The sequence below is a fragment of the Aeromonas sp. 2HA2 genome, assembly GCF_029237345.1.
Classification (GTDB): domain Bacteria; phylum Pseudomonadota; class Gammaproteobacteria; order Enterobacterales; family Aeromonadaceae; genus Aeromonas; species Aeromonas salmonicida.
Genome location: NZ_JAACGB010000015.1, coordinates 1 through 25,099 on the forward strand (window position 1 = coordinate 1; position 25,099 = coordinate 25,099).

33 protein-coding genes, 2 other RNA genes and 1 pseudogene are annotated in these 25,099 nt (G+C 58.0%); 32 read left to right on the plus strand and 4 right to left on the minus strand.

Annotation, left to right across the window (positions count from 1 at the left end; genetic code table 11):
* The 3 genes and pseudogenes from GWQ29_RS17285 to GWQ29_RS17295 form a co-directional block, all read right to left on the minus strand.
* On the minus strand, window positions 1–780 hold a 780-nt coding region (locus tag GWQ29_RS17285), incomplete at its 3' end, for an IS4 family transposase (RefSeq protein WP_275919921.1).
* A 125-nt stretch (window positions 781–905) separates the two neighbouring features.
* Window positions 906–1,940 (minus strand): annotated as a pseudogene (gene yiaY / locus GWQ29_RS17290) (L-threonine dehydrogenase); the annotation flags it as partial.
* Between the two features lie 240 nt (window positions 1,941–2,180).
* The gene (locus tag GWQ29_RS17295) at window positions 2,181–2,927 is read right to left on the minus strand and encodes a helix-turn-helix transcriptional regulator (protein WP_256684104.1); all 747 of its coding nucleotides are present in this window, start codon (window positions 2,925–2,927) and stop codon (window positions 2,181–2,183) included.
* A 408-nt stretch (window positions 2,928–3,335) separates the two neighbouring features.
* Here GWQ29_RS17295 and GWQ29_RS17300 point away from each other — a divergent pair, with 408 nt between their 5' ends.
* The 15 genes from GWQ29_RS17300 (at window position 3,336) to GWQ29_RS17370 (ending at window position 10,642) form a co-directional block, all read left to right on the plus strand.
* Window positions 3,336–5,549, plus strand: coding sequence for a DNA-binding protein (locus tag GWQ29_RS17300; RefSeq protein ID WP_275919922.1), 2,214 nt, complete (start codon window positions 3,336–3,338; stop codon window positions 5,547–5,549).
* A gap of 41 nt (window positions 5,550–5,590) precedes the next feature.
* Complete coding sequence (locus tag GWQ29_RS17305; protein WP_125598302.1) at window positions 5,591–6,313, plus strand: ATP-binding protein; 723 nt, start codon at window positions 5,591–5,593, stop codon at window positions 6,311–6,313.
* A 44-nt stretch (window positions 6,314–6,357) separates the two neighbouring features.
* Window positions 6,358–6,963 carry a hypothetical protein gene (locus tag GWQ29_RS17310; RefSeq protein WP_265461181.1) on the plus strand — a complete coding sequence of 202 codons (606 nt, stop codon included), beginning with the start codon at window positions 6,358–6,360 and terminating at the stop codon, window positions 6,961–6,963.
* A complete protein-coding gene (locus GWQ29_RS17315) occupies window positions 6,947–7,507 on the plus strand; it encodes a transcriptional regulator (RefSeq protein ID WP_265461182.1) in 561 nt (186 codons plus the stop codon). Before GWQ29_RS17310 ends, GWQ29_RS17315 begins: the two co-directional genes overlap by 17 nt.
* Window positions 7,508–7,564: 57 nt before the next feature.
* Window positions 7,565–7,795: a hypothetical protein gene (locus GWQ29_RS17320; protein ID WP_125729406.1), complete on the plus strand. Its 231-nt coding sequence runs from the start codon at window positions 7,565–7,567 to the stop codon at window positions 7,793–7,795.
* 10 nt (window positions 7,796–7,805) lie between these two features.
* Complete coding sequence (locus GWQ29_RS17325) at window positions 7,806–7,985, plus strand: hypothetical protein (protein ID WP_275919923.1); 180 nt, start codon at window positions 7,806–7,808, stop codon at window positions 7,983–7,985.
* 10 nt (window positions 7,986–7,995) lie between these two features.
* A complete protein-coding gene (locus tag GWQ29_RS17330) occupies window positions 7,996–8,616 on the plus strand; it encodes a DUF3164 family protein (RefSeq protein ID WP_125598313.1) in 621 nt (206 codons plus the stop codon).
* Between the two features lie 14 nt (window positions 8,617–8,630).
* A complete protein-coding gene (locus tag GWQ29_RS17335; RefSeq protein ID WP_125729407.1) occupies window positions 8,631–8,828 on the plus strand; it encodes a hypothetical protein in 198 nt (65 codons plus the stop codon).
* A gap of 4 nt (window positions 8,829–8,832) precedes the next feature.
* An RNA gene (locus GWQ29_RS17340) (hammerhead ribozyme type II) lies at window positions 8,833–8,902 on the plus strand.
* 5 nt (window positions 8,903–8,907) lie between these two features.
* Window positions 8,908–9,120: a hypothetical protein gene (locus GWQ29_RS17345; protein ID WP_275919924.1), complete on the plus strand. Its 213-nt coding sequence runs from the start codon at window positions 8,908–8,910 to the stop codon at window positions 9,118–9,120.
* Window positions 9,119–9,182: hammerhead ribozyme type II (locus GWQ29_RS17350), an RNA gene on the plus strand. Before GWQ29_RS17345 ends, GWQ29_RS17350 begins: the two co-directional genes overlap by 2 nt.
* Window positions 9,183–9,226: 44 nt before the next feature.
* Entirely contained in the window at window positions 9,227–9,463 is a 237-nt protein-coding gene (locus GWQ29_RS17355) for a hypothetical protein (RefSeq protein WP_275919925.1), read from the plus strand.
* A complete protein-coding gene (locus GWQ29_RS17360; RefSeq protein WP_275919926.1) occupies window positions 9,450–9,638 on the plus strand; it encodes a hypothetical protein in 189 nt (62 codons plus the stop codon). The genes GWQ29_RS17355 and GWQ29_RS17360 overlap by 14 nt, the downstream gene beginning before the upstream one ends.
* Window positions 9,616–10,227, plus strand: coding sequence for a regulatory protein GemA (locus GWQ29_RS17365; protein ID WP_275919927.1), 612 nt, complete (start codon window positions 9,616–9,618; stop codon window positions 10,225–10,227). Before GWQ29_RS17360 ends, GWQ29_RS17365 begins: the two co-directional genes overlap by 23 nt.
* Window positions 10,220–10,642, plus strand: coding sequence for a Mor transcription activator family protein (locus GWQ29_RS17370; RefSeq protein ID WP_275919928.1), 423 nt, complete (start codon window positions 10,220–10,222; stop codon window positions 10,640–10,642). The genes GWQ29_RS17365 and GWQ29_RS17370 overlap by 8 nt, the downstream gene beginning before the upstream one ends.
* Window positions 10,643–10,739: 97 nt before the next feature.
* Here GWQ29_RS17370 and GWQ29_RS17375 read toward each other — a convergent pair whose 3' ends face one another.
* Window positions 10,740–11,672 (minus strand): hypothetical protein, encoded by a 933-nt coding sequence (locus GWQ29_RS17375; RefSeq protein ID WP_275919929.1) that lies wholly within the window; start codon window positions 11,670–11,672, stop codon window positions 10,740–10,742.
* A gap of 202 nt (window positions 11,673–11,874) precedes the next feature.
* Here GWQ29_RS17375 and GWQ29_RS17380 point away from each other — a divergent pair, with 202 nt between their 5' ends.
* The 17 genes from GWQ29_RS17380 to GWQ29_RS17460 all read left to right on the plus strand — a co-directional run bounded on the left by GWQ29_RS17380 (window position 11,875) and on the right by GWQ29_RS17460 (window position 25,066).
* On the plus strand, window positions 11,875–12,459 hold the full coding sequence (locus tag GWQ29_RS17380) for a glycosyl hydrolase 108 family protein (protein ID WP_275919930.1): 585 nt from the start codon (window positions 11,875–11,877) through the stop codon (window positions 12,457–12,459).
* Entirely contained in the window at window positions 12,456–12,800 is a 345-nt protein-coding gene (locus GWQ29_RS17385) for a hypothetical protein (RefSeq protein WP_275919931.1), read from the plus strand. Before GWQ29_RS17380 ends, GWQ29_RS17385 begins: the two co-directional genes overlap by 4 nt.
* The gene (locus GWQ29_RS17390; protein WP_065402776.1) at window positions 12,793–13,014 is read left to right on the plus strand and encodes a hypothetical protein; all 222 of its coding nucleotides are present in this window, start codon (window positions 12,793–12,795) and stop codon (window positions 13,012–13,014) included. Before GWQ29_RS17385 ends, GWQ29_RS17390 begins: the two co-directional genes overlap by 8 nt.
* A gap of 21 nt (window positions 13,015–13,035) precedes the next feature.
* The gene (locus tag GWQ29_RS17395; RefSeq protein ID WP_083195381.1) at window positions 13,036–13,263 is read left to right on the plus strand and encodes a TraR/DksA C4-type zinc finger protein; all 228 of its coding nucleotides are present in this window, start codon (window positions 13,036–13,038) and stop codon (window positions 13,261–13,263) included.
* The gene (locus GWQ29_RS17400; protein WP_083195382.1) at window positions 13,244–13,558 is read left to right on the plus strand and encodes a DUF2730 family protein; all 315 of its coding nucleotides are present in this window, start codon (window positions 13,244–13,246) and stop codon (window positions 13,556–13,558) included. The genes GWQ29_RS17395 and GWQ29_RS17400 overlap by 20 nt, the downstream gene beginning before the upstream one ends.
* On the plus strand, window positions 13,555–13,851 hold the full coding sequence (locus tag GWQ29_RS17405) for an ArsR family transcriptional regulator (protein WP_275919932.1): 297 nt from the start codon (window positions 13,555–13,557) through the stop codon (window positions 13,849–13,851). The genes GWQ29_RS17400 and GWQ29_RS17405 overlap by 4 nt, the downstream gene beginning before the upstream one ends.
* Before the next feature lie 2 nt (window positions 13,852–13,853).
* On the plus strand, window positions 13,854–14,429 hold the full coding sequence (locus GWQ29_RS17410) for a DUF3486 family protein (RefSeq protein WP_275919933.1): 576 nt from the start codon (window positions 13,854–13,856) through the stop codon (window positions 14,427–14,429).
* Window positions 14,429–16,000: a terminase family protein gene (locus tag GWQ29_RS17415; RefSeq protein ID WP_275919934.1), complete on the plus strand. Its 1,572-nt coding sequence runs from the start codon at window positions 14,429–14,431 to the stop codon at window positions 15,998–16,000. The genes GWQ29_RS17410 and GWQ29_RS17415 overlap by 1 nt, the downstream gene beginning before the upstream one ends.
* On the plus strand, window positions 16,000–17,598 hold the full coding sequence (locus GWQ29_RS17420) for a DUF935 domain-containing protein (protein ID WP_275919935.1): 1,599 nt from the start codon (window positions 16,000–16,002) through the stop codon (window positions 17,596–17,598). Before GWQ29_RS17415 ends, GWQ29_RS17420 begins: the two co-directional genes overlap by 1 nt.
* On the plus strand, window positions 17,598–19,088 hold the full coding sequence (locus tag GWQ29_RS17425) for a phage minor head protein (RefSeq protein WP_275919936.1): 1,491 nt from the start codon (window positions 17,598–17,600) through the stop codon (window positions 19,086–19,088). The genes GWQ29_RS17420 and GWQ29_RS17425 overlap by 1 nt, the downstream gene beginning before the upstream one ends.
* Complete coding sequence (locus tag GWQ29_RS17430) at window positions 19,085–19,285, plus strand: hypothetical protein (RefSeq protein ID WP_275919937.1); 201 nt, start codon at window positions 19,085–19,087, stop codon at window positions 19,283–19,285. The genes GWQ29_RS17425 and GWQ29_RS17430 overlap by 4 nt, the downstream gene beginning before the upstream one ends.
* Window positions 19,285–19,725: a phage virion morphogenesis protein gene (locus GWQ29_RS17435; RefSeq protein WP_275919938.1), complete on the plus strand. Its 441-nt coding sequence runs from the start codon at window positions 19,285–19,287 to the stop codon at window positions 19,723–19,725. Before GWQ29_RS17430 ends, GWQ29_RS17435 begins: the two co-directional genes overlap by 1 nt.
* A 374-nt stretch (window positions 19,726–20,099) precedes the next feature.
* Complete coding sequence (locus tag GWQ29_RS17440; protein ID WP_275919939.1) at window positions 20,100–21,713, plus strand: phosphoethanolamine--lipid A transferase; 1,614 nt, start codon at window positions 20,100–20,102, stop codon at window positions 21,711–21,713.
* 25 nt (window positions 21,714–21,738) lie between these two features.
* Window positions 21,739–22,119, plus strand: a complete 381-nt coding sequence (locus GWQ29_RS17445) for a diacylglycerol kinase (protein ID WP_275919940.1) — start codon at window positions 21,739–21,741, stop codon at window positions 22,117–22,119.
* 139 nt (window positions 22,120–22,258) lie between these two features.
* Entirely contained in the window at window positions 22,259–22,771 is a 513-nt protein-coding gene (locus tag GWQ29_RS17450; RefSeq protein ID WP_275919941.1) for a cytochrome b/b6 domain-containing protein, read from the plus strand.
* 118 nt (window positions 22,772–22,889) lie between these two features.
* Window positions 22,890–24,113: a phage protease gene (locus GWQ29_RS17455; protein WP_345893364.1), complete on the plus strand. Its 1,224-nt coding sequence runs from the start codon at window positions 22,890–22,892 to the stop codon at window positions 24,111–24,113.
* A 44-nt stretch (window positions 24,114–24,157) separates the two neighbouring features.
* Complete coding sequence (locus GWQ29_RS17460; protein ID WP_234578044.1) at window positions 24,158–25,066, plus strand: Mu-like prophage major head subunit gpT family protein; 909 nt, start codon at window positions 24,158–24,160, stop codon at window positions 25,064–25,066.
* The last annotated feature ends 33 nt before the right edge of the window (window positions 25,067–25,099 follow it).

Genomic DNA, 25,099 nt, shown 5'->3' on the forward strand with positions numbered 1-25,099 from the left:
GCGTGCCTGTGGACTGGTCTTGAGCTGCACCAATGCATCCTGGCGCCCCAGCTTGCGTACCACCTCGTATTGCGTGCCCTTTTTGAGCGGCAGCAGCCAGTGACGCTCGCTGCCAGCAGTTTGCCAGACGTGGAGCAGACCGAGGGAGTAAAACCCCTTGTCGAACAGGGTGAGCGAGTGGTCCGGCGTGCGCGCGATAAGCTGCTCGGCCAGCACCATCTCGTTGACGGCGCAACTTTCCATGACGGCTTGCGTGAGCAGGTGGCTGGTCAGCTCCATCTGGCAAAGCATGCGCACTTGCGGATAAGCAGTCTCCCCATGCTGAGTGCCAGGCTTGGCAAACGCGGCGGCATTGTCCGGGGTATCAGGCGTGCGCCACATCACGCCATCGACGGCGAGCAGTTGCAGCCCGGCCCAACCGGGGTGATTGGCCTGCTGGTGCCAGCCTGTGGCGGTCTCGTGAAACAGCCGCTCAATGCTCTTGTGGCCAAGCTTTTGGCGAGCTTGCAGGAAGGCGCTGGGGGCGACAAAGGGGCGGTCACCGGGCAAGAGGATATCGAGCTGATTGACCAGCTGAGTCATGGGGACGTGGCGGAAGATGGCCATGCCGATGATAGCCCAGACCAGACGCTCCATGGGCATGCGGCGACGGCGCAGGGTCACGACATCCTCCTCGGCGAGCAGGGTAGTGATGAGCGCAGGGGGAATGAGGTCAGATAGTGACTCAAACTGGGCAGTATTGCTGGCGTGAAGGAAGTCGAGGGCCTGTTCGATACGCATAAAAAATCCGAAACCAAATCAATAGGTTTCGGATTTTTACACATCAGCAGGATCGGTCAATGGATCCTTAACTGATCGGCATTAGGCCAGATCAGGCCCCTTTTCCTATCCATTGGCAATGCGGTTTACATGGCGGCGCGGAAGATGGCGACTATCTCTTCGTGGCTCGCCTGTTTCGGGTTGGTGAAGCCGCAGGCATCTTTCAGGGCGTTGCTGGCCAGCACGTCGAAATCATCGGCCTTGACGCCGAGCTGCTCCAGACCGGCCGGGATCTTCACGTCCAGCGCCAGCTGCTTGATGGCGGCAATCGCCGCAGCAGCGCCCTGTTCGTCGTTCATGGTGCTCACATCCACCCCCATATGGCGTGCCACATCTTTCAGGCGGGTGGCGCTTACCTGGGCGTTGTAGGCCTGAACGTGGGGCAGCAGCACGGCGTTGCAGACCCCGTGGGGCAGGTCATAAAAGCCCCCCAGCTGGTGCGCCATGGCGTGCACATAACCCAGGCTTGCGTTGTTGAACGCCATGCCGGCCAGGAACTGGGCATAGGCCATCTGCTCGCGGGCGTGCAGGTCATCGCCCTGATTGACCGCGGTGCGCAGGTGTTTGGCGATGAGCTGGATCGCCATGATGGCGCTGGCATCGGTCACAGGGGTGGCGATGGTGGAGACATAGGCCTCGATGGCGTGGGTCAGGGCATCCATGCCGGTGGCGGCAGTGAGGCCGGCCGGTTTGGCCAGCATCAGCTCGGGATCGTTGACCGACATCAGCGGGGTGACGTGCTTGTCGATGATGGCCATTTTCACCTGGCGCGCCTCGTCCGTGATGATGCAAAAGCGGGTCATCTCAGAGGCAGTGCCGGCTGTGGTGTTGATGGCGATGAGCGGCAGCTGCGGTTTGGCGGAGCGATCCACCCCTTCGTAGTCCTGGATGCTGCCGCCGTTGGCGGCCACCAGGGCGATGCCCTTGGCGCAGTCGTGGGGTGAGCCGCCCCCCAGTGAGATGACGCAGTCGCAGCCGTTGGCCCTGATCATGGCCAGACCCGACTCGACGTTGGTCATGGTGGGGTTTGGCTTGGTTTCATCGAAAACCAGGCTTTCAATGCCATGTTCCGCCAAGAGGGTGGTGAGCTTGGCGACCACGCCTATCTGGTTGAGGACACGTGTAACCGACCACTAAGAATGAAAAAGCCGGGAGCAACCGAAAGTAAGTGGGAGATCGCGGGACAAACTCAAGGCTGACAAGGCTTGGAGGGGGAACGGAAGGCGCCAGGTGCGCGCGGTACCAAAATGAAAGACGGTACGTGACTCTTGGCGTGAATGCGCTGGAAATGAAAAACAGGAGCTGGCGCTTCAAAACGGGGTTAAAGCTACTGTTTAGAGCCCGTTTTGAAGCGCGACAGTTTAAAAAAAGTCGTGTCCGGCCCAGACTACCTTGCCGATCACGGCCAGGTTCTCCAGTTGATTCGCAGGAACTACCTGCAGCGGGTAATCATCACGGTTATCGCTGATGATAGTGATCCCGCCATCGAAGTTTTTCTGCAGGCGCTTGGCATAGAGCTCTTCGCCAAGGCGCAACACGAAGATGGATCCATCTTCGATCTGATTCTTGCTGATATCGACCAGGATAGAGTCACCAGAGTGGATGGTGGGCTCCATGCTGTCGCCTTTGGCGAAGACTACCACCAGGTTATCCGGGTTTAGCTTGCGAAACGTGAGCCACTTGCGGCGAAAGGCCAGCTTGCGTTTAACCTCGTGATCATCATTAAACGCACCATGGCCGGTACTGACGGTGACATGGTAGCCATCGATCAGCGCGTACTCCTCATCAAACTCATCACGTCGCACCATCTGCTCGGCATCTACATCTGGATGCTTGGGGCCTTGGCCGGTGGCCAGCCACTCCAGATTCACATTGAACACCCGCGCGATGCGTAGCGCCTTGTCGATGGTGGGCAGTGAATTGAACGGAGGGAAGTATTTACGCATCCCCGACTCACTCATCCCCACCAGTTCGGCAAATGCCTTGTAACTCAGATTTCCTCGCAGCGCATCCAGACGAGCGCTCAGAGTATCCATTCCCGTCGTCAGAAAAGATACCTCACCGTCTTTTTGTACTGCTTGTGGTTTTTCTTCATAACGCTCTGACATACAAGGAATTCTCGGCTAGTGGCTAATGCTGGTGAGTCGATAGACAAAAAATTCCGCACAAAAAGACTTGTCAATCTTTTTGGGGTGATCAATCATTCATATGTGACGCATTGCGACATAAGATCATTCTTTTATGAATGATAAAGATACGCGCCGCGACACTTGATGATACCGAAACGGGGTGAGTATGTCAGGGAAAACACCAGAGTGGATCAGGGCTGAGCTCATAAAACGCGGATATTCCCAAGCTGCTTGGGCCCGCGCCAAAGGGCTGCACCCCAGAGCCGTACAGCGCTGCATCAAACACTATGCCCCAGCCATGGGGGTCAGCCCCAAACGGCGAGAAAGCCGCACCATCATGACGCTGCTTTCCGAGTCGCTGGAGATCGATCTGCTGGGAGGTGACCAATGAGCACTTGGTACACCGCCCAGGCGCTGGCCGGGTTGGTCGGCATGCCTGCTTACCCCGATGGTGTACGCAAAAAGGCCGAGCGAGAAGAGTGGCAAAGCCGCAGGCGCGAGAAAGGCAAAGGGGCCGAATACCACATCGGCTCGCTGCCGATAGAAACCCGCCGCTATCTGGCTGAGAGAGCCGTGGCTGAACAAGGTCAAGCCGTGACCGATCACGCTGCTGGCGGCAAGGCCATGGCCAAGTTGCTGGCGCGTGAGGTGCCGGTCAAACCGGATGCGGGTCGCAAGTTGCTGACGCTGGGGGAGGGGGCGCGTCAGAAGGTTGATGCCAGGCTGCTGATCCTGCAGGCCGCCGATATTTTTCTGGCGCCTTATCAAGCTTGCCAGCAAGGGGAGGTGGGGCGCCGGGCGTTTATCGAGGCTTACCGTGCCCGCAGCCTGTCACTCCCTGCGAGCGTCTATGACCGGCAAAAACCGTTCAGCCTGATCACCTTGCGCCGTTGGCAGGGGGCGTTGGCTGATGAAGGCCCCGCAGCCTTGGCCGGCAACTATCAGCGGGAGCGGCCATCGACCGTGGAGCAGAGCCCGGATCTGGCCCAGTTCCTGACGGCCCTGGTCACTGCCAAACCCCATCTGGCCAACAAGTGGGGCGCCCTGCACGAGCTCGCCAGCCAATACAGCGAGATGAACCAGTTGGGATGGCACATCCCCAGCCAATCCTCCTTGCGCCGCTGGATGGTCAAATGGCTGAGTGACAACAAGGTGGCCTTTACCTATGCCACCAACCCCGATGCCTACAACAACAAATACCGCAGCGCGATCGAGGAGATGTATCCCTGGATGGCTCAGCCCAACGACGTGTGGGAGTTCGACAGTACGCCGGTAGATGCCATGTTGGTGGATGGTCGTCACAGCATTATCGCAGTGATCGACGTGTTTACCCGCCGGGTGCGCCTGCTGGTGGCCAAGACCTCATCAAGCGAGGGGATCTGCCTGCTGCTGCGCAAGACCCTGCTGGCCTGGGGCACCCTAAACGATAACGGCGTGATGCGCACCGATAACGGCTCTGATTACGTGAGCCAGCGGGTCATGTCCATCTGCACCCTGCTGGGGATGAACGTCAGCCGCTCCAACGCCTATTCCGGGTGGGAGAAACCGCACATAGAGCGCTTCTTTCGCACCATGAGCCACGGCCTTATCGAGTTGCTGCCCTCCTATATCGGGCACTGCGTGGCCGACCGGCAGGTGATCGAGGCGCGCAAGAGCTTTGCTCAGCGTCTGGAAGAGAAACGCAAACCGGATGCTGAAAAGGAGATCTTCGAGCTGGCCATGACGGCCTGTGAGCTGCAGAGCTTGCTCGATAACTGGCTCGATGCCCGCTACCACAACCGCAAACACGGCTCCCTGGGGATGACTCCCAACGAGAAATATGGTCATGCCCGCTATCAGCGGCGGGCCATTGGCGACGAGTCGGCGCTGGATCTGCTGCTCAACCATGTCGGTGAGGCCACCGTCTCCAAGGGCTTCATCAAAGCGGGCGGGCTCAAATACACGGCCCCTGAGCTGCTGGAGCACAACTGGAAGAGCCAGCGGGTCAGCGTGTTCCTCGACCCCAGCGATGTGGGCCGCGCCATCTTGTATCGCACAGGGGATTGGAACGAGCGGATCGAGGCCGTGAACATCGAACTGCTGGGCAATGGTGTCAGCCCAGATGCCTTCCGCGCCGCCAAGCGTGCCGATGCCAAGGCGCTGGCCGGCTTTCGCCGCGAGATGCGCAATGTGGCCAAGACCTTTGGCATCGACCAGCTCCATCAGGATGTAGTGCGCCACTTCGTTTCCCAGGCGCGGGATATCGCCCAGTTTCAACGCAGCGATCTCACCCTCGATAACCCGGCTCTGGCCGCGCTATCGGGCATTGCTGCACCCGCTGAACCGGCTCAGTTCAGTGCTGCAGAACTTGCCGCCATTGAGGCCAGGCGAGAAGAGAAAGCCGCCCGCCAGCAAGCAACGGCAGGGCAAGAGTCCAGAGCACTCAAGACCGAGTACGAACAGGCCATCTACCTGGCAGAGAAGGAGTTGGATGCCCCGCTGACGGAGCGGGAGAAGGAGTGGCTGACCCGATACCTCTACAGCCACAAGCTGATGGCGAAACGGATTCACCGCCATCTCGATGAAGTCAGGGCCACACGCAGCGCCCAGGCAAAAGGTTAGCGTGCGGCCCCGTTAAACCAGAAACAAAGGACAAAACCACTATGAAACACAAGATTGTTGAAGTCAAAAACATGATCAAGACCGAGCAGCTGCTCGATAACTTGCTCAACCGCTCCAGCATAGTGCCGGGGATTGGTCTGATCCACGGCCCCTCCGGGTTTGGCAAGACTACGGCAGTCGAGTGGCTGTTCAACCAGGACGAAGTAAACGGTATCTATGTGCGCTGCTACAAGGCCGACACAGTGACCAGTTTGCTGGAGCAGATCGCCAAAGAGATAGGCATTCCCCAGCGCCATAACCTGCGTGCTCAGGTCGATAGCATCGTCGAATCCGTGCGGGCCGAAGAGCTGGCCATCTTCGTGGATGAGGCGGATTACGTGGTCGGCAATGCCCGCATCATGGAGACCCTGCGCGATATCTACGATGCCACCGAGCAGCCCCTGATCCTGGTGGGCATGGAAGAGATTGCCCGCCGCATCAGCCAGCGCAAGCAGCTGTTTAACCGCATCTCCCAGTGGATCGAATTCAAACCCGCCGATCTGGAGGACGTCTCCCTGATAGCCAGCGAAATGCTGGAGGTAGACGTGGAGATCGACGATGCCCTGCTGGATCTCATCCGCAAGCGCTCAAACGGTGTCGTGCGCACCATCGTCTCGGCGCTGGACAAGATCGAGAAGATGGCCATGGCCTCTGACGCCCGGATTATCCGGTTGGAGGATGTCGACGCCAGCGAACTGCTGCATGACGTGCGCCGCAACCGGTAGCCGCGAGGGCCAGCAAATAACAACAAAGCACGGGAGGGATACCAGTGGTTGATATCAGCGATAAGTCCAAGACGGAAGAGGCTTGGTTGTGGATGTGTAAACAGGACTCGTTCGACATGATTGAGTTACTCGCAGCGACAGGCGTTAAGCAAGCAAATTTATATGCGCTGATGCGTCGTTGGCTGGCGAGCGGACATCTCCATTGCGTAGTGGAAGGGACCTTACGTCAGAGAGAGGTATTTGGCTGCAATCGGTATCAAGTTTCGGATGTGAATGAACCACCAAAATTTGGCACCAACCAAGGACCTTATGCCCCTCGGAAGAAGAGGAAAAGCCGGCGCAAAACCAGCCAGCAGAAGATGTGGAACACCATGAAAATTAGTCGTGTGTTTACGCTGGCTGAGTTAGCGATGACCTCGGATTCAACCAGTAACCATGCAGGGATATATGCCAAGGCACTGACTAAAGCCGGCTACGTAAAAGTACAAGCCAGAGCCATGCCTCATTGTGGAGAGGTCGCCAAGTACCAGTTGCTGAAAGATACCGGTCGTTTTGCCCCAATTGTCCGCAAAAACGGTTGTTGGGATCAGAACCAGCAGCGGCTCTATCCGTTCCTGGTTGAGGAGGAAAAACATGGACACGTGGCTTGAGGTGTTACAGGCCGAAGTCGCAGCCAGTTCGCTGGCCGTGGTGGCCGACAAGCTTGGTTTATCCAGAACCACTATCAGCCAGGTCTGTAACCAGAAATATCCCGGCGATATGGCAAGGGTGCAAACCCTGGTGGAAGGGGCGCTGATGGGCAGCAAGGTGATGTGCCCGATTCTGGGCGAAATACCGGTGCATCAGTGCTTGGCATTTCAGCGCCGAAGAGCGGACGAGGTAGGGACCAGACCGATGGATATCAAGCTCTGGAAGGCCTGTCATAGCGGCTGTCCCCATAGCCAGCTCAGTGAGGATCAGCAACTGCGCCGACCGATGCGCCTTGCCGTCGAACAAGGCGGCAGAGGCATAGAGAAGAGCGCCCGTTATGACGCTGAGGCCACCCTCTCCCGGCTGCGCCGACAGGCAAAAAGCGATGGAGAGAATGCCAGTTCGTCCCTGCGCATCCTGACCGAGCTGTTGGCGGAGGAGCTCAAGATCATGGGCATCAAGTACAACCGACTGCTCGATCGAACCGAGAAGAACAACCAGTAAACCAGCGGGCTCGGGGTGTGCGGTGGGCCCAGTGATTGAGATCACAAGGAGAATGGGATGAAGAAGAATCTGCAAAATACCGCCGAGCAACTGCGTCATTGGCTGACCGCGAAAGGCTGTGAAGTTCGCACCAGCCAGATCTGCCATACCCCGCTGCTGGCGGTGACGGGGCCACTGCCCAGCGAGATGAAAGCGCGTGCCGTGTTGAGCCGCGAGTGTCTGGCGGGGGTGGTGCGGGAGGTTGCCTTGGTGCGCTTTGGTGGCTGCGTGCTGCATTGGCGCCAGTAAGGAGTCGGAAATGGTCAAGATCCAGATCGACATAGAGGACGAAGAGCTGGCCAAAGTGGTGCTGCGCCAGTTACCCAAGTTCCTCGACTTTTGCGGCGCGACTCACCAGGAAGAACAGGCGAGCGCATCAGCCCCGGATCAGGCGGCCTATGTGGGCCATCAGATGCCTGGCAGTAACAAGATCCACTAAGGAGAAGCCCATGCAAGAAGCACAGACCGCCAGCACAACCCCGATGCGTCAGAACGCCCAGGGGCACTGGGTACCGGAAAACCTGATCGCTCCGGCTGACAAGCTGCGTGATGAAGTGGTGATGGCCATCATCGCGGCCGCCCATGAAGAGCGCTCCCGCCTTGCGGCGTTCAAGATAAACGCCATGCAGCAGATTGCCGACTTTGTAGACCTCTCCGCCGAGCAGTACGGCGTGGCGTGGGGCGGTACCAAGGGCAATGTCACCCTGCTCAGTTTTGATGGTCGTTACAAGCTCATTCGGGCAGTGGGGGAGCACCGCAAATTTGATGAACGGATCCAGGCTGCCAAAGCACTGATTGACCAGTGCATTGAACGCTGGAGCGATGGCGCCAGCAGTGAGATCCGCGCCCTGGTAGACCATGCATTCCGGGTATCCAAAAGCGGTCATATCGACGTCAATCAGGTGCTCTCCCTGCGCCAGCTCAATATCGATGACCCGGATTGGCTGCTGGCTATGCAAGCCGCTGTCGATGCCATTCAGGTGACCGGTACCAGCCAATATCTGCGGCTCTACGAGCGGGATGGCCAGGGCCGTTACATCCAGATGAGCCTGGATCTGGCCAAGTTGTAAGGGAGGTGTGCGCAATGGAAATCAACGTGGAAAAAGCCGAAGAGCAACTGTTGCTCTGTGAGCAGATCACAGAAACCGAAGGCACCTGCTATCCCGACGATACCTATGAGGATGGTATCAAAGCCGCCTTGCTCTGGGCGTTGGGGCTGGGACCCGTCCCCCTCAATGCCGACGAGTATGAAGGGGTAAAGCCGCTACAGTTCGAGCGCTAATCCCATGCGAAACAGGGCGGCTCTGCCGCCTTGTCTGCCCGGCGTGGTGGCCGGGTACTGATGAGTAGCCGGAGGAAGAATGGAAAACGTGAAAGCACTTCTGAGCACCAGTGTGGCCGATGCGAAAAGCTCGCTGGAATGCCTGCTGATGAGCAATCCACAGCAGGCTCTGGAGGAGGCGCAACTGGCCGTTGATTTCATCAATCGTTACGGTCATCCCGCCAACCAGAAATCCAGGATGGCCATGCTGACCATCATCGTGAACAAGGCCCGCAAACACCTGACCAATTAAGCGAAACGGGGGCTTGCCCCGTCTATCCAGCGTGGTGGCTGGGTACTGATGAGCAACCGAACGATCTGGGCCCAGGTCTGCACCGCCTCGATAAAGGAGCACGGCGATGACCAAAACAGAGATGGATATTCGGCTTACCAAGATTTTCAGCGCGGCAGCCATTGCACAGGCGGCCCCTGATAAACGAGCTGTGTGCAAACAGCTCAAGCAGTTTGATAAAGAGGCCCGCGCACAAGGGCTCTTCGCTCTGGCAGGGGAAGCCTGCCAGATGCGCTGGCAACTGGTGGCCGAGCTGCAGCGGGATAGAACTATTGTGGGGGAGGTCAGTCATGGCCATGTCTAACTGGTCGCAACTACTGGCCTATGTGATGAAGTTCGGCCCCCTGAGTCAGCAGCAGGCAGAGCAGTGGCTCTATAGCCGTTGCCCTCAGTGGCGCAGCGGGCCGGACGTGATGGCGGCAGGACAAATCTGGACGGCAAAGGCAGGAGGGAAAGGTGAGCGCAATCAAGAGCGATGAGCAGAACAATAAGCCAAGCAGTGACCGCACTCGTCTGATCCGGCTGGTCCAGGTTGGCAGGCGCGCTCTGGGGCTTGATGAAGAGACCTATCGTGAGCTGCTGACGCAGCAGAGCGGCAAGCGTTCGGCAGCCGAGCTGACCCTGCAAGAGCTGGACAAGGTGCTGGTGGCCATGAAGGCAGCAGGCTTTAAACCGACCGCTAAACGTCCTGTTAAAGGGGCTGTCAGCCAGCGTTTAAGTCCCGTCAGCGGTGCACTGGTCAGGACGGGCGAGATAGGTGTTATCCGGGCAGTCTGGATCACCATGCACCGCCATGGCCTGCTGCGCGATGGCAGCGAGACAGCGCTCAATCATTACGTCGAGCGCCAGACGGTGCGGATAAACAAAGGGATCGGGGTCGCAGAGGTGGCCTGGCTCAGTGATGCGCTGGCGTACCGGGTGCTGGAATCCCTCAAAAACTGGCACAAGCGGGAGATGGTCAAGGTGTTGCAGACGGCCAAGAAAACTGTCCCCATCAATGAGAAGACCGGACGAGTGGCAGGCTATCAGGCCATCCTCGCGGCGTTTGAGGAGATACAGCATGGATAAGAACCTCGACTTGTTTGCCGATGATCATGAGTCACTGGGGCTGCTGGTGGACCGGCTCGACCAGATCCCGGTAACTGAACTGACAGCCAAATGGCCCAAGGCGCTGGCCGAACTGGTGGATGTGCTGGCCTGCGAATTGGGTCGAGGTGGAATGACACCCGACCTTGCCCGTGCTCAAGCCCGCAAACTGGCACTGGTGCAGGCTCATTACATGGGTGGCCGCGCCTACTACATCCCGACCGGGGATCACCTCAAGGCAGCCCTGCGTGACCGGGCCATCTGGGATGAGTTCAACGGCCGCAATATCGATCAGCTGGCCCGCAAGCACGGGCTCTCTGTACCGCAGGTCTATGCAGTGGTAGCAGAGCAGCGGCAACTGACTCGGCGTCGGCACCAGCCTGACTTGTTTGGTTAACAAGCATGAAGAGATTCACCTAAATATGAAAGCCCTGCAAAATAGGGTTTTCATATTTATAACGTAAATTCGAAACTGTAAAATAGAAAACTTCCCTCTAGGGCTTTCTTTTTTGTTTCATATAGTTAGACAGGAATGGTGAGTAATTTGATATGTCACTGTAATGTGCTACATCTGAAAGTAGTTCTGGGTTGTGTTTTAGTCGGCGATTGATGATTAAAAACACGAGCATCAGCCCAGAGAAAGTTATAGATATTATAGTTAGCATTAATCCCTGCAGAGAAAATAAAATACCCCAGAATGATGAAATAGAGAGATGAATCTCACGTCCAGCTTCCCAAGGTAGGAAACTTAATGGGTAAATTACGCCAGAGAAGAAAAGCATAAGAGCGGCGATGATTGAATAGGTGACTAAATTAATTGAATCTATACCATCGCGTAATTCAATGCCTAATACAATGTTCCTTCTTGCTTGACGCTCAACTTTTATTATTAACGCTTCTATTTTATTTTTTTCTGTTTCTAACAGTGCATATGGAACTGGATGAAATATATCGTGAACGAATCCGTTTTCTAACATGGATGCGGCGAAAGGATGGGTAGGTTGAGGATTTTGTTCCCTTTCCTTTCTTTTTTGTAATTGTAACTTTAGTTCATATCTTTTCATACGAACTGCATCTAATAATTCACTGGGGTTTTCAAAAGGAGAGAAATTATATTTTGACATGTACTCTTTTGGGGTGAGAATAAAGTTATCATTCCAAATGTTATCATCGAGAGAGTCTTTGAAGTCTCTCTCCATTTTTCGAAGCTCTATATCTCTAATCTCATCATTGTACCAAGGAAAATCATGTAGGTTAAGTTCTGCTTCCAATGTCCTTGAATCTATAAGATTATGAATGGTCTCATTTTTAAGTTTTGCGAAATCAGCTTGGTTGGATACGATTTTAGTTATTAGGAATGCAGAAAATATACCGACAATAGCGCCGGACGTCTGGCTGATGGTACTAAAAAATACATTCCAATCCACGATAATATCTCTTGAAGTGGTCATATGGGTATGTGAATAACGTTACCACACTCTGTCTCCGCCAGAAAGCAAGACGGCCAACAAGTTCTATTGAGCTTGAAGAAGGTTGATAAGGTCCTGAATTGCCACTAACCCACCATAAACCCCCGCCTATAAGGCCCCTCGGTACGCTGCGGATAACGCAGTTAATCGAGGGGCCTTTATGTTGCCTGATACCTTTTCTTCCGCACTTGCCTGGTTGCTTCGTCCCGATGTGGAAGGGGGTGAGGCCAATCACCCGGCCGACCGGGGCGGCCACACCAAATACGGCATCGCCGATGCCGCCGATGGCAAGAAAGACGGCATGGCCGACCTCGATCGAGACGGCCAACCGGATATCGCCATTCGCGATCTGACACCTGCTCACACCGAATTGTTTTACCGAGCCAACTACTGGTTACCTGCCCGCTGTGATCGGGTCGATAGCGTCTGCCCGCTGATTGCCATTGCGCTATTCGATGGGGCAGTCCACCACGGCCCTGGCCGTTCGGTGCGCCAGCTGCAGCAAGCGCTCGGCATCCTGGCCGATGGGGTACTGGGCCCGCAAACCTTGCGGGTACTGGCCGCCAAGACGGGTCGGGATGGTGGCCGCGCCCTGTTGCTTGGCTTACTGGAAATCCGCGCCAGCTACATGCTGGGCATAGTGCGCAAAGATCCGAGTCAATGGGCCAACGCCTGGGGCTGGGTCAACCGCCTGCTGCGCCTGCAAAGCTATCTGCTCTCGACCCGGTTCGGGGAGGTGGCATGAGCAAACCCAGCTTGGTTAGCACCAACCTCATCAAGAAGCGCCGCCAGGCGCTGCAAGGGATCCAGGCCGCTGGCTGCTTTGGCATTCCTGAACTCAAGAACCCCCGTTATCTGGCCTGCTTCAAGGATGGGCGCCGCGCCCACCTCAAGGCGTACCTGGCCAACCCGAACACCACCAGTGCAGACCTGGAGACGATCCCGCTTTACAGCCACCACGCCACCCGTCAATCCCTGTTTGCTCAGGGGTGGCGTTCGGTCACCGAGCTGGATCGCCTGCGGGCCCGTGCCCGTTTTTCCCCCTGTCAGTTCCAACCCCCACATAAGGAGCCTCAACATGGCTGATTCTCTGTTACCCCAAGCAAAGTCGGCGTTCAAGAGCCGCACCGTGATTGGCGGCCTGATTGCTGTCGGTGCAGGTATTGCCGGCCTGTTCGGTGTGCCGGTCGATGTTGGCACCCAAGCCAGTCTTGCCACCACCATAGTGGATCTGGCTAGCGCAGTCGGTGGTCTGGTTGCTATCTGGGGCCGCCTCAAAGCGACCCATGTGGTCAAGTAACTGGCCTGCAAGGAGACGACCTTGAGCGACCCCATAGACCGCGCCCAGCAGCTCGATGCCGAGCGAACCGGGCGCCTTATTCAATCCCATCAAACAAGGTCAAGGCCACAGGGGGATGGCATCTGTTGCGATTGCGATGACGCCATCCCGCCCTCGCGCCTTGCTGCAGAACCGGGTGCCGAGCGCTGCATCGAGTGCCAGACCCTGTATGAGCGCAAGGAGGCAGTCCGTGTGGGAATTCATCGTTAAGAACTGGGGGCCCTTGTATGCCCTGGCCAGTTTGGTGGGGTTGGTGGTGATCATCCTGCTCTCCAAAACCTACGCCAAACGGGAAGATCTCACCGCCCTGGTGGCGCGGGTGCAACGGGTGGAGCAGGCGCTGATCGATCTGCCGAGCGAGCGGGAGCTGCACAAGCTGCAGCTGGAGATAAGCGAGCTGCGCGGTGAGCTGCGAGAGGTCAAGCCGGAGCTGCGCCAAGCCCGCCGACTCGCCGACATGCTGCTGGAGAATGAACTCGCAGCGGCACAGAAGGAGAAAGCATGAGCATTCAAGCGATATTGGATTCCCAGCAGCGCCTGGTGATCTTGCGCTCCCTGCTGGATATCGGTGGCGCGGCCAACGAGTCGATCCTCAATGACTGCCTCGATCAGCTGGGTACCGGCCGGGTGACGCGGGATCGGGTAAAGACCCTGCTGGCCTGGCTGGAAGAGCAGGGGCTGGTGCGCATCGAGCACCTCGCCCAGGTGCAGGTGGCCCACCTCACCGGTCGTGGCCAGGACGTGGCAGAAGGGCGGGCAACCGTGCCGGGCATCAAGAAGCCCAGGGCGGAGGATTAGCCATGGCCGAGAAACCGACCCGGGGCCGCGCCAGCAAGGTGTGGCTGCTGCCCGAGCCTATCCGCGATGCCCTCAACGCCCTGCTGCGCGACAAGGGCAACAGCCAGGCCGCCATTCTGGACGAGATAAATGGTCTCATCGAAGAGGCCGGGTTGCCTGAGGATCTCAAGCTCTCCCGTTCGGGGCTCAGTCGCCATGCCAGCCAGGTGGAGCAGGTGGGTCAGCACCTGCGCGACTTGCGAGAGACCACGGCGGCACTGACTTCCCAGCTTGGTGACAAGCCGATGGGGGAGACCACCAAGCTCATCCTGGAGCTCGGCCGCTCCCAGCTGTTCAAGGCGATGCTGGCCCAGGTGCAGAACCCGGAGGAGGCGGTGGATATCGACATGCTGAAAAACGCCATGCTGGCGGCCCAGCGGCTCGAATCCACCGCCATGCAGAGTCACAAGCGGGAGAAGGAGATCCGCCAGGCCTTCGCTGAAGAGGTGGCCGCCAAGACAGAGGCGATCGTCACCCAGGCGGGATTGAGCGGTGAGGCTGCCGCAGCCATTCGCCGTGAAATTCTGGGGATTGCCTGATGAGCGAGAGCCCTATGGCGCAGACCGCCGTTGCCCGTTCCCAGCAGTTGGCGCAAGAGCTCGGCACCGAATACAGCCCCGACGAGGTGCTGCTGCCGTATCAGAAGATTTGGATCGCTGACGAGAGCCCGCTCAAGATTGCCGAGAAGAGCCGCCGTACCGGCATCACCTGGGCCGAGGCCGCCGATGCCACGCTCACGGCCTCCAAGGCAAAAGCGGCTGGCGGTGGTCATCACTTCTACGTGGGCAGCAACAAAGAGATGGCTCGCGAGTTTATCGACGCCGTGGCCATGTGGGCCAAGGCGTTCAACAAGGCTGCCGGTGAGATCCAGGAGGAGGTATTCACCGACGATGAGGATAAAGCCATCCTCACCTTCGTGGTCTATTTCGCCTCCGGTTTCAAGGTGCAGGCGCTCTCCAGTAACCCCTCCAACCTGCGGGGGATGCAGGGCAATGTGACCATTGACGAGGCCGCTTTCCACGACCGGCTGGCCGAGGTGCTGAAAGCCGCGCTGGCGCTGACCATGTGGGGGGCCAAGGTGCGCCTCATCAGCACCCACAACGGGGTGGATAACCTGTTCAACCAGCTCATCAACGACAGCCGTGCCGGCAAGAAACGCTACTCCATCCACACCATCACCCTGGACGACGCCTGCCGGCAGGGGCTCTATCGCCGGATCTGCCAGGTCAAGGGAACGTCCTGGACGCCGGAGGCAGAGGAAGCCTGGAAGGCGGGCCTGCTCAAGGACACCGCCACCGAAGAAGACGCCCTGGAGGAGTATTTCTGCGTGCCCAAGCAGAGCAGCGGCGCCTATATCAAGCGGGTGCTGATTGAGCGGGCAATGCAGCCGGATATTCCTATTCTGCGCTTTACCGCCCCCAAGGACTTCGAGTTGCAAAGCGAGGAGACCCGCAAGGCAGTGGCCGAGCTCTGGTGCGAGGAGCACCTCAAGCCCTGCCTGGAGGCGCTCGATCGCAGTTGCCGCCATGTGCTGGGGGAGGACTTCGCCCGCAAGGGGGATCTCTCTGTGTTTGTGCCGCTCTCCATCGCGACCAACTTGCGCAAACGGGTGCCCTTCGTGGTGGAGCTGGTCAACGCCCCCTATGAGACCCAACGCCAGATCCTGTTTTACCTGTTGCATGGGTTGTACCGCTTCACGGCGGCGGCCTTCGATGCCACCGGCAACGGCGGCTATCTGGCGGAGGCTGCCCGGCTACGCTGGGGGGCTGGGATGATCGAATGCGTGATGCTCAATGACCCCTGGTATCGGGAGTGGATGCCCAAGCTCAAGGCCGAGTTTGAGGATGGCAACCTGACAATCCCGCGCCATGCGGACGTGCAGGACGATCTGGGCAAGATCCAGGTCATCAACGGCATCCCCAAGATAGACAAGGGCAAAAACACCGGCCAGGGCGGCCAGCAGCGTCACGGTGACTTTGCGGTGGCGTTGGCCATGGCGGTACGGGCCAGCTGGATGGAAGGGGGCGCCATCGAGTTCACCCCTTTGCCTGGCAAGCGTGACGAAAAGCGCAATGACGATTATCACCGATTCGAGAGGGGGGCTTGGTAATGAGCGGGATCATAGACATACACGGCAATCCGCTGCGCCTGCAGAAAGAGCCGCAGAGCGAGAACGATGCCAAGCTGGCTCAGCTGCGCCGCCACTACAGTGAGCACCCGACCGTGGGGCTGACGCCGGGCAAGGCTGCTGCGGCGTTGAAAGAGGCGGAGGAGGGGAGCCTTATCGCTCAGTGCGAATTGGCCGAAGACATGGAGGAGAAAGATGCCCATCTGCAGAGCGAGCTTGGCAAGCGCCGTCGCTCCCTGCTGGGGGTGAGCTGGATCATAGAGCCACCCCGCAACGCTACCCCGGCCGAGAAGCGCGACAGCGAGATGATCCGCGAGCTGATTGAAGACTTCACCTGGTTCGACGATGCCATCTTTGACGCCACCGATGCTGTGCTCAAGGGGTTCAGTGCCCAGGAGTTCAGCGGCTGGGAGCTGGTGGAGGGGCTGCAACTGCCCAAGGGCATCGTCTGGCGTGATCCCGCCTGGTTTCAGACCCACCCGGACGACTGGAATCAGTTGCGGCTGCGCGATGGCAGCAAGGAGGGGGCAGGCCTAAACCCGTTCGGTTGGCTGGTTCACAAGGCCAAATCCAAATCGGGCTATCTGGCCCGCACCGGCCTTATCCGCACCCTGGTCTGGCCCTTCCTGTTCAAGAACTACAGCGTGCGCGACTTGGCCGAGTTTCTGGAGATCTACGGTTTGCCGGTGCGTCTGGGCAAATACCCGGAGGGGGCCACCGAGAAAGAGAAAACAACCCTGCTGCAGGCGGTACTCTCAATCGGTCATAACGCCGGGGGCATTATCCCGAGGGGGATGGAGATCGAGTTCCAGAACGCTGCCAGCGGTCAGGCCGATCCCTTCGTGGTGATGATGGAGTGGTGCGAGCGCTCCATCAGCAAGGCCGTGCTGGGTGGCACCCTGACTTCCCAGGCTGATGGCAAGAGTTCGACCAATGCGCTGGGCAACGTCCATAACGAGGTGCGCCAGGAGGTGCGAGATGCCGACTTGCGCCAGTTGGCCGCGAGCCTGACCCGGGATCTGGTCTATCCCCTCTATGCCCTGAACGGCAAGAGCTATCAGGGGCCGCGCCGCTGCCCACGGCTGGAGTTCGACGTGACCGAGCCGGAGGATATGCGCGATCTGGCCTATCCGCTGCGTGCCCTGGTGGGGATGGGGATGCAGATCCCGGCGCAGTGGGTGCGCGACAAGCTGCAGATCCCGGCTCCCAAGGAGGGGGAAGAGGTGCTGATTATCGTCGATAAGCAAGCCGCGCCGGGGGAAGCAGCCCTCAAGGCGCAGCTCGCCGCTCAGGCTGCCCCCCCTGGGCTGGCTGCGCTTGTGGCCAGCAAGGCTCAGCCGCGAGGGGACAACAACGACGCCCAACTGGCCCGGCTGCAGGCCGAGGTGGCGCCCTTGCTGGCAGGCATGACAGATGCCATCCAGGCGTTGGTGATGCAGGCCACCACCCTGGAGGAGATCCGGGATGGCCTGTTGGCACTGGAGCCAGCACTCAGTCATGACGAGCTGGGCGCCCTGCTGGCCCAGGCCATCGCCGCCAGCGAGCTGCTCGGCATGCTGGAAGTGGAGGAGGGTCGCTGATGCCGGTTCGCTCTTCACCAGTCAGATATGGCTCGCTCCCCTTTGCCGAGGCGATCGCCTTCCTTCGCCAGAAGCTCGATATACCGAGCGAGCGCTGGGCTGATGTGTGGCGCGATGCCCATAACCGCGCCTTTATGGTGGCGGGAGCTACCAAGACAGATTTGCTGGCTGATCTGCGTGGGGCGGTGGACAAGGCGATCAGTGAAGGCCAATCCATCGGCGCGTTTCAGAAGGCATTCAAGGAGATCGTGGCCCGTCACGGCTGGGATCATACCGGCCCGGCGTCGTGGCGTTCTCGGGTCATCTTCGAGACCAACCTGCGCCAGAGTTATAACGCCGGGCGCGAAGATCAGATTGAGCGTATCAAACACCAGCGCCCCTATGCCCTTTATCGCCATGGGGACTCCGAGCACCCGAGGGAGTTGCACCTCAAGTGGAACAACCTGGTGCTGCCGGTGGAGCACCCCTGGTGGAATACCCATTCCCCGAGCAACGGTTATGGCTGCAAGTGCAAGAAACTCCTGCTCTCGGCCGCCGACCTCAAGCGGCGGGGCCTTGAAGTCGGCAAGGCGCCGGATGACGGCGATTATGAGTGGGTGGATAAGGCGACCGGGGAGCTACACAAGATCCCCAGAGGTATCGACCCCGGCTTTGATTACCGGCCCCAGACCCCTGCAGACCTGACCAAGGCCGTGGCCAAGCGAGAGGCAGCCAAGCCAGCGCTGGCCGAGCGGCTGCCCGAACGGATGGTGGAGAGTGCCTATTCCAGTGCCAAGGGGGTGAGTGCGCAGGGCTTGAGTGACCTGCTGGCCCAGTTGCCAGCCCCTCAGCGCGAGCCCTTGGCGGCCTTCCTCAAGGTGCACCCGGTCAAGACTTTGTTTATCAAGCAGGCCGAGATGGGCAAGGGGGCCGCCGGGCTCAAGGTTGCCCCGGCCATTGCCGAGTATCTGGGCAAGGATGCTTACCTGGTGCGCTCCTTCTACCATTCTCGCCGCGCCAGCATGACCAATGGCTTTACCGCCAAAAGTTGGGATCATCTGGTTATCAAGGTAAAGGGGGGCGATACTTTAAAGACGGTCGATATCAAGGCGGTGCAAGCGGCTGCCACCGAGGTGGTGGCGGATGCCAAGAGCAACAGCGGTCCCCGGCAATGGCAGCCAAGAGGGACCAGTGGTGAGACCCTGCGCCGCCATTGGAGCGTCTCGGCCAACGTGGGGGCCAGGCAAGGTGAGTCGGCACAACGGGTATCGACCTGGCTGCACGAACTGGGACATCAGGTCCACTTTTGGGCCGGTGAACCGAATTTGACGGGGGTTGGCTTGCTGACCGAGTATGCCGGCAAGACCAGGATGGAGGCCGCCGCCGAGGCGTTTGCCGCCTGGGTATTGGCCAGGGACGCCATGGTGGCGCATTTCCCCGAGCTGGCCAAACGGGTGGAGGCCATGTTGGCCCAGGCCACGGCAGCCAGTGGCAAAGGAGAGAGAGGATGACCTTGTTGGAACAAGCCAGTGCCCTGCTGGCAAAGGATGGCCCCTTTACCCTGGCGCAAGCCAAGGCGTTGGATGCGCTATGCGAGCAAGCCCGTGATGCGGAAGCCGACCTGATGGGGGATCTCTGGGAGGCCGCCATGGCGAATGCGGATGAGGAAGCCTTGCACTACATGACCACCTTTGAGGATGAGATCTGATGGCGGGTAGCTTTATCGCCATTAGCCACCATGGCGTGGCCGATGCCCACGAATTGTTGGCTCGCCTCTACCAGCGCACCGGCGATCTCAGCGAGCCACTGGCCGATGTCGGGGAAGGGTTGCAGCTGTCCCATCGGGATCGCTGGGATGCGCAAGAGAGCCCGGAAGGGGATCCCTGGGCCCCGCTCTCGGAGAAGTACCACGCCCACAAGCCGCGCCATGCCGATGACGTGCTGCGCCTCAACGATGACCTGCGCGATACCCTCAACTATCAGGCCGAGCCACAGACCCTCTACTTCGGTACCCCGCTGGAATATGGTGCTGCTCACCAGTTCGGCCGCCCCGAGATCAACCTGCCCGAGCGCCCCTATCTGGGGTTGTCGGAAGCAGACCAGCAAAGTGTGATGGAGACGCTGGAAGGCTATCTGACGGCGGACTAGCCCTAAGCCTGTGGGCGCGTTTATGAGGGGCAGAGCGCCACACTGGTATGCCTGGCCCCCGTTAAATGCAAGAAAAAGGCGTTTAAACACCTTTAAACAGTATCCCCCTTCCTAATCTGATCCAAGCAACCTTCTTCCTAGCGGCATCACGACAGCCAGGAGAAGAGTCATCCATTACTTGAGTTCACATCACTGAAAATCATCCTCAGACATCAGTCTTAAGTTTTCCTTAAGAGTTCCTCACTAGCATGGCTACAACGGAAAGGTGACAAGTACAACTGTAAAAGTGACAGTTTTGTTATGTCCGGTTGAGAATATTATTCATCTATCTATAGCGTCATGTTTTATTAACAGGTAAATGGACACCTTTATAAATGAAAATAAGAATCGTTCCCTTTGTTTTTTTAGTGGCATTTGGTTTTTCCATATTGCATAACTGGCCGGTGTTACTACATTTTGCCAATATTTTGCTCGGGCTTGATCACTTCAAAATTGGTTTCGCAATCTCCATCCCTATCGTCCTGGTAGCAGCACTGAATTTCGTATTGATGCCGTTCTCGATTCGGTATTTCGTCAAACCTTTCTTCGCGTTCCTGTTCATCGTGGGCTCAATGGCGAGTTACGCCATGATGAAATATCGGGTGATCTTTGATCGTGACATGGTGCAGAACGTGCTTGAAACCAACAGTGGCGAAGCAGGTTCTTATCTGAATACGTCTTCCATTCTCTGGGTGATTCTCCTTGGGATATTACCCGCCGTGTTGATCTTTTTTATCAAGATCGAATACCCGGTACGTTGGTACAAGGGACTGCTAGGTCGTGCCGCTTCGATGTTGGCTTCTCTGGCCATTGTCGGGCTGGTGTTGGCTTTCTACTATCAGGATTACGCCTCGGTCGGACGCAACAATCCTACGCTTAATAGAGAAGTGGTTCCGGCCAATTTCGTCTATGCCACCGCCAGATACGTGTACAAACGCTATTTGCAAGCTCCGATCCCGTTCGAGCAACTTGGCGCCGATGCAACACGCGCACCAAATAAGGGGAAGCCGACTCTGATGTTCTTAGTGGTGGGCGAAACCGCACGCGGCAAGAACTTCTCCCTCAACGGCTACCACAAGGACACCAATCCCTTCACGGCCAAAGAAGAAGGGCTGGTGTCGTTTCACGACATACGTTCCTGCGGGACCGCCACAGCCGTATCGGTACCCTGCATGTTCTCTAATATGGGACGCAATGAGTTCGACGGTAACAAGGCGCGTAACAGCGATAACCTGCTTGATGTACTTCAGCACACTCAGGTAAGTGTGCTGTGGAAGGAGAATGATGGAGGTTGCAAGGGCGTCTGTAGTCGGGTGCCCACTATTGAGATCAACCCTAGTGATTACCCCAGTTTGTGTGACAAGCAAAGCTGTCATGACGAAGTGATGCTGGAGAATCTAAAAGCAGAAGTGGCCAGCATGCAGGGTGACAAGCTGGTTGCCTTGCACCTTATCGGTAGCCATGGCCCCACTTACTACAAGCGCTATCCTGAGAATTTCCGCCATTTCATGCCTGATTGCCCGCGAAGTGACATTGAGAACTGTACAGATCAGGAGCTTGAAAACACCTATGACAATACCATCCGTTATACGGACCATGTGATCGCCCAGTTGATCGAACGCCTCAAGCAGTACGAGTCGAACTACAACACGGCCCTTATCTACCTGTCGGATCACGGAGAGTCTCTGGGTGCTATGGGGCTGTATTTGCATGGTACCCCCTACAAGTTCGCCCCGGATGATCAGACTCGGGTTCCTATGCAGGTCTGGATGTCTCCCGGCTTCATACAGGAGAAGGGCATGGACATCGGTTGTCTGCGTACCAACGCGGAGAGCAAGCGTTACTCCCACGATAACCTTTTCTCGTCTGTGCTGGGGTTGTGGGAGGTGAATAGCCAAGTTTACAACCCGCAGTTGGACATGTTCCAACCGTGCAGGGCAACACAATAACCAATACGTTGATAGGGGGTCGTGAATGGCTAAACCAGGAGCCACCGGATTGATCCGGGTGATCCACGCCACGGGCTACAGCATGAAAGGATTGAGCTCGGCCTGGCGGCATGAGGCTGCATTTCGCCAAGAGTTACTTCTGATCCTCTTGCTGACACCGCTGGCCTTTGTGGTGGGCAACGAGTTGCTACAGACACTGTTCTTGCTTGTTCTGGCCTGGTCCATTGTTGTACTCGAGATCCTCAACTCTGCCATTGAGGCAGTTGTGGATCGCATTGGTCATGAGCATCATGAACTCTCCGGCCGGGCCAAGGATCTCGGCTCTGCCGCCGTCTTCATCACGCTGATGATGAACCTGGTGGCATGGGGTGCACTGACGGGGCGAAACCTGCTGCATCTGTGGTAAATGTGGTTAATCAATAAAGGGACCAAATGGTCCCTTTATTATTCAATGCGGCTTAAGTCTCGCTTAATTGAGTCTGACTACATTCATTGGGTACTCGAACGGACTTTACTATTTATAGTAGTGCTATTAAGGAATAATCATGGACAAATACCCGTCCCCTCTGATCGTCATCCATTGGATGACAGTGATTCTTGTGTTGACTGCCTATGCTACGAGTGGTGATCCGACTCGGGGGGCTACTTACATGGACTTCCTCGTCGGCCAAGTCCATGTATTGAGTGGCAGTTTATTGTTCGTTTTGGTGCTATGTCGTTTGTTTGTCCGTCGTCTTATGACGGTGCCGGAAGTGACGGCTCATACCCCATGGCTGACCCTGGTCGCCAGGGTAGGTCACGGCGTGCTCTATCTTCTCATGCTACTGACACCAGTGACTGGTTGGCTGAAACTCTCTGGTAAAGTTACTTACTTTGACGCCATTCTGTTCGATCTACCCTTGATGGGAAAACCGGGCCCCCTGCTGCATGAGTTGGGCAATTTCCACCAGACGATAGGTAATGTGTTTATTACCCTAGTGGGTGTACATGCCTTTGCTGCCTTGCTTCACCACTACTATTTCAAAGATAACACCTTGAAAAAAATGCTGTTTCGTTGAGGTTGATGTAACTGTCTTAACCGGTTTCTGGGCAATATGAATAACTTCTGATAGCTAGAAGTGCGGCGAATGCCTGTGTCGTCATATCTCTAACCCACCATAAACCCCATCCCCCTTCATGCCGCCGCACTATGGCGGCATGAACATATCCAAGACCCCATACTCGGTGCCTTTCGTGGCCATCCTCCAAGCCAACCCCGTCAGCGGGGAGCGGCTGGCGGTGCTTGATGCGCAACTCACTCCCCAAGGCGATGGCTGGTACCAGCTGCTGCCGGTCGGCCCCTTCAAGGCCCGTGACGGTCGCCCGTTCGATGTGGCGAGTGGCCACTGGCAACTGGACGGGCAGATCGCCGCCGCCCTGATTGCCCGCGCCAAAGGGCTGGGGCAAGACATCCTCATCGACTACGACCACCAGACCCTCAAGACCGACCAGAACGGCCAGCCTGCCCCTGCGGCTGGCTGGTACAACGCCGACGAAATCGAGTGGCGCGAAGGGGCGGGCCTCTTTATCAAGCCGCGCTGGACAGATCGCGCTGCCGCCCTGGTGGCGGCCAAAGAGTACCGCTTCCTGTCTGCCGTTTTCCCCTATGACGCCCTGGGTCGCCCGCTGGAGCTGCGCATGACTGCCATCACCAACGACCCGGGTGTGGTGGGGATGCAGGCACTGGCGGCCCTGAGTGCGCTACCCGCTTCAAGCCTTATGTCTACCCAACCCGGCCAGCTGGCCACTCCATCCCATGTTGTACAAAAGGAGAAATCCATGAACGAGCACTTGATCGCGCTGCTCGGCAAACTCGGCATCCAGCCGGGAGCCGATGGTCAGCTGACCGCCGAGCAGGGCACAGCCGCACTGGCGGCCCTCGATACCCTGCAGGCCAGTGCCAAGAAGGCGCCGGAGCTGGAGGCTGCTCTCTCAGCAGAGAAGGCATCGCTGGCAGCCCTCAAGGCGACCGCCTCGGGCACCCAAGCGGATGGCCAGATTGACCTGGCCCAATACGTGCCGGTGGCGACCTATAACGCCCTGGTCACCCAGGTAGCGGCCCTGACTGCCCAGGTGGATACCACAGATGCGGCGACTCTGATCAAGGATGCCCGCACCCAGGGCAAGGTGGTGGCCGCCGAAGAGGAGTATCTGACCGCCTACGCCGCACAGAAAGGGGTGGCCGCCCTCAAGGCGCTGCTGGATCCGCGTCCGGCCATAGCAGCGTTGGCCGCCAGCCAGACCACCGCCGTCACCCTGCCCGAGAAGAAGGGTGACGCCGTGCTCTCGGCCGAGGACCGTTACGCCGCCGATCAGCTCGGTATTACCCATGAGGCGTTCGCCAAGGCCAAGCAGGCTTAAGCGCGCGACTCACCACCTCGTTTATCCAGAGAAGGAACACAGCTATGGCCATCATTACACCCGCGTTGCTGCAGGCCCTGTTCACCGGCTTCAAGAAGAACTTTGAAGACGCCAAGGGGGAGGCGCCGACCCAGTACACCGAGATCGCGACTGTGATCAAATCGACCACCAAATCCAACACCTATGGCTGGCTCGGCAAGTTTCCCAGCCTGCGCAAGTGGGTCGGGGATCGGGTGATCGAGTCGATGAAGGCGCACGGTTACCAGATCGTCAACGAAGACTTCGAGGCCACAGTGGGGGTCGATCGCAACGATATCGAGGACGATGAGCTGGGTATCTATGCCCCCTTGTTCCAGGAGATGGGTCTGGCGGCAGGGGTACATCCCGACGAGCTCTGCTTTGGCCTGCTCGGGGCTGGCTTCACCACGCCCTGCTATGACTCCCAGTATTTCTTCGACACCGATCACCCTGTCTATCCCAAGGCCGATGGCACAGGGACTCCGGTACTGAGTGCTAACCTGGTGGTGGATGGCGCATATGCCGGCGAGCCCTGGTTCCTGCTCGATACCAGCCGCGCCCTCAAACCCATCATCTTCCAGGAACGCAAGGCGCCGCAGCTCATCGCCATGACCAAGATCGACGATGAAGCCGTGTTCACCCGCAAGGAGTTCCGCTACGGGGTGGATTGCCGCGATGCCGCCGGCTTTGGTTTCTGGCAGCTGGCGTTCGCCAACAAACGGGCACTCACCCCAGACAACTTGTGGGATGCCTTCTCCAGGATGCGGGAATTCCAGGCGGATGGCGGCCGCAAGCTCGGTGTGAAGCCGACTCTGCTGGTGGTACCGCCGTCGCTGGAGAAGCTGGCGACCAAGATGCTGGAGCGGGAGCTGTCCGATAGCAGCAGCAACGAGCTCAAGGGCAAGTTGAAGCTGGTAGTGGCGGATTATTTGTAACCCAGGGCTGTCACTCCCTGCTTGAACGGGGGT

Coding starts and splice junctions, on each gene's coding strand:
- GWQ29_RS17295 (WP_256684104.1), bottom strand. CDS start 2,927: ATGTCAGAGCGTTATGAAGAAAAACCACAAGCAGTACAAAAAGACGGT.
- GWQ29_RS17300 (WP_275919922.1), top strand. CDS start 3,336: ATGAGCACTTGGTACACCGCCCAGGCGCTGGCCGGGTTGGTCGGCATG.
- GWQ29_RS17305 (WP_125598302.1), top strand. CDS start 5,591: ATGAAACACAAGATTGTTGAAGTCAAAAACATGATCAAGACCGAGCAG.
- GWQ29_RS17315 (WP_265461182.1), top strand. CDS start 6,947: ATGGACACGTGGCTTGAGGTGTTACAGGCCGAAGTCGCAGCCAGTTCG.
- GWQ29_RS17320 (WP_125729406.1), top strand. CDS start 7,565: ATGAAGAAGAATCTGCAAAATACCGCCGAGCAACTGCGTCATTGGCTG.
- GWQ29_RS17325 (WP_275919923.1), top strand. CDS start 7,806: ATGGTCAAGATCCAGATCGACATAGAGGACGAAGAGCTGGCCAAAGTG.
- GWQ29_RS17330 (WP_125598313.1), top strand. CDS start 7,996: ATGCAAGAAGCACAGACCGCCAGCACAACCCCGATGCGTCAGAACGCC.
- GWQ29_RS17335 (WP_125729407.1), top strand. CDS start 8,631: ATGGAAATCAACGTGGAAAAAGCCGAAGAGCAACTGTTGCTCTGTGAG.
- GWQ29_RS17345 (WP_275919924.1), top strand. CDS start 8,908: ATGGAAAACGTGAAAGCACTTCTGAGCACCAGTGTGGCCGATGCGAAA.
- GWQ29_RS17355 (WP_275919925.1), top strand. CDS start 9,227: ATGACCAAAACAGAGATGGATATTCGGCTTACCAAGATTTTCAGCGCG.
- GWQ29_RS17360 (WP_275919926.1), top strand. CDS start 9,450: ATGGCCATGTCTAACTGGTCGCAACTACTGGCCTATGTGATGAAGTTC.
- GWQ29_RS17370 (WP_275919928.1), top strand. CDS start 10,220: ATGGATAAGAACCTCGACTTGTTTGCCGATGATCATGAGTCACTGGGG.
- GWQ29_RS17380 (WP_275919930.1), top strand. CDS start 11,875: ATGTTGCCTGATACCTTTTCTTCCGCACTTGCCTGGTTGCTTCGTCCC.
- GWQ29_RS17385 (WP_275919931.1), top strand. CDS start 12,456: ATGAGCAAACCCAGCTTGGTTAGCACCAACCTCATCAAGAAGCGCCGC.
- GWQ29_RS17390 (WP_065402776.1), top strand. CDS start 12,793: ATGGCTGATTCTCTGTTACCCCAAGCAAAGTCGGCGTTCAAGAGCCGC.
- GWQ29_RS17405 (WP_275919932.1), top strand. CDS start 13,555: ATGAGCATTCAAGCGATATTGGATTCCCAGCAGCGCCTGGTGATCTTG.
- GWQ29_RS17410 (WP_275919933.1), top strand. CDS start 13,854: ATGGCCGAGAAACCGACCCGGGGCCGCGCCAGCAAGGTGTGGCTGCTG.
- GWQ29_RS17415 (WP_275919934.1), top strand. CDS start 14,429: ATGAGCGAGAGCCCTATGGCGCAGACCGCCGTTGCCCGTTCCCAGCAG.
- GWQ29_RS17420 (WP_275919935.1), top strand. CDS start 16,000: ATGAGCGGGATCATAGACATACACGGCAATCCGCTGCGCCTGCAGAAA.
- GWQ29_RS17425 (WP_275919936.1), top strand. CDS start 17,598: ATGCCGGTTCGCTCTTCACCAGTCAGATATGGCTCGCTCCCCTTTGCC.
- GWQ29_RS17430 (WP_275919937.1), top strand. CDS start 19,085: ATGACCTTGTTGGAACAAGCCAGTGCCCTGCTGGCAAAGGATGGCCCC.
- GWQ29_RS17435 (WP_275919938.1), top strand. CDS start 19,285: ATGGCGGGTAGCTTTATCGCCATTAGCCACCATGGCGTGGCCGATGCC.
- GWQ29_RS17440 (WP_275919939.1), top strand. CDS start 20,100: ATGAAAATAAGAATCGTTCCCTTTGTTTTTTTAGTGGCATTTGGTTTT.
- GWQ29_RS17445 (WP_275919940.1), top strand. CDS start 21,739: ATGGCTAAACCAGGAGCCACCGGATTGATCCGGGTGATCCACGCCACG.
- GWQ29_RS17450 (WP_275919941.1), top strand. CDS start 22,259: ATGGACAAATACCCGTCCCCTCTGATCGTCATCCATTGGATGACAGTG.
- GWQ29_RS17455 (WP_345893364.1), top strand. CDS start 22,890: ATGCCGCCGCACTATGGCGGCATGAACATATCCAAGACCCCATACTCG.
- GWQ29_RS17460 (WP_234578044.1), top strand. CDS start 24,158: ATGGCCATCATTACACCCGCGTTGCTGCAGGCCCTGTTCACCGGCTTC.